Source organism: Mucilaginibacter sp. P4_E8, from assembly GCF_056401495.1.
This window is the reverse complement of record NZ_JBFUJG010000370.1, coordinates 1-1,520: the sequence shown is the minus strand read 5'-3', so window position 1 is coordinate 1,520 and position 1,520 is coordinate 1. Positions and strand designations below refer to the sequence as shown.

Genomic DNA, 1,520 nt, shown 5'->3' with positions numbered 1-1,520 from the left:
TTACTAAGATATACCTTAGTTAACACATTGTAGTTATGATTTTCACTTTAATTAGCAAAATGCAAAGAAACAGGCTATMCAAAAAAAAGTATATCATGWAGTTTTAATGAAAATGATTTATATAGGGTTGGGTATTTCTACTTACTAATAAAATAAACTTGTATTTTTATCGCCTTAAGAAACTTCATCTTAGTCATACCCCTGTATAGTTAAAATATGAAAAAACTTGTCTTCCTGTTATTTTTTGCACTTATTTCCAGTCATTGTTTTTCTCAACAAATCGATACGTATATCAAAGCAGGTGCTAATATTTCATCTCTTGATGTTAACCCTGGCAGCTCGGCATTAGTGAGTAAAAATGCCCAGATACTATTTAATCTTGCTTTTTATTCTGATATCAATTATGGTAAATTCTCTTTGCAGCCAGGGATACAATTTTCTGGTAAAGGAGGAGAGTATTATGATAATAGCGCAAGTACGTTAAAGAAATTAAGATTGTATTACATTGAAGTTCCCCTTAATATTGTTTTAAATGTAAAGGCCGGAAAAAATAGTATGTTTTTTGGTGGCGGACCCTATCTGTCTGGTGGTATGGGCGGAACGTTAACAACTGTAGAGCCAACTAAAAGTTCAAAAAGTAACTTAAAGTTATTTAAAAAAACGGCAAATTTTAGGCTTGGCGATGCTGGGGCGGGGGCTATAGCCGGTATCAGATTTGAATCTGGTTGGATGGTTAGTGCCAACTATGAACTCGGTTTTGCAAATATCCTTACCGACAGGGCAAATACAACCGGCGATATATCAATGAAGAACCGGACATTAGGGCTTTCTTTTGGCCATGTATTTTAGCTAATGCGGACAGCATTTCTTGCCTTTAGTTTCTTCCTGAAATTTTGTAAGTATTGCTAATCATAATAACTTAAAAAGCTTATATAATATTGATATTTCAACAATAKCTTGTTAAATAATTGAATATAAAATTAACTATTCGTAACTAAATAAGCATTTGTTTGATAAATATTTATTAAATGATATCTTTACTGTGAAAAATTAAAATAATGTCTCAGCCAAGCAGTAGTATTAAAGTTTTTAGATATGATATTAATGCCCTAAGAGCACTTGCTATATTAGGCGTATTACTTTTTCATTATAAAGTGCCACATTTTACTGGCGGATTTGCGGGAGTTGATGTTTTTTTTGTGATTTCGGGTTATCTGATGAGCAAAATAATTATTACCGGCATAAATAAAAACACTTTTTCTGTTCTGGATTTTTATGGCAAACGGGTTAAAAGGATAGTGCCTGCTTTATTGTTCCTGATTATTGCTATTACGATTGCCGGTTTCTTTTTTTACTTTCCGGAGGATTATAAACTTAATGAACGTAACGCTGCCGCCAGTCTGGTCTTTTTATCAAATGTATTATATTGGAAAACCACAAATTATTTTGCTACCGCTTCTGACGAAAATATTCTGTTGCATACATGGTCATTATCGGTTGAATGGCAGTTTTATTTGATC

2 protein-coding genes are annotated in these 1,520 nt (G+C 32.6%); both read left to right on the top strand.

Annotation, left to right across the window (positions count from 1 at the left end; all coding sequences use genetic code 11):
* The first annotated feature begins 216 nt into the window (after positions 1–216).
* Positions 217–849: an outer membrane beta-barrel protein gene (locus tag AC1DRQ_RS31460; protein ID WP_477430063.1), complete on the top strand. Its 633-nt coding sequence runs from the start codon at positions 217–219 to the stop codon at positions 847–849.
* Between the two features lie 209 nt (positions 850–1,058).
* Positions 1,059–1,520, top strand: a 462-nt coding sequence (locus tag AC1DRQ_RS31455) for an acyltransferase family protein (RefSeq protein WP_477430061.1), incomplete at its 3' end; no start/stop codon positions are given.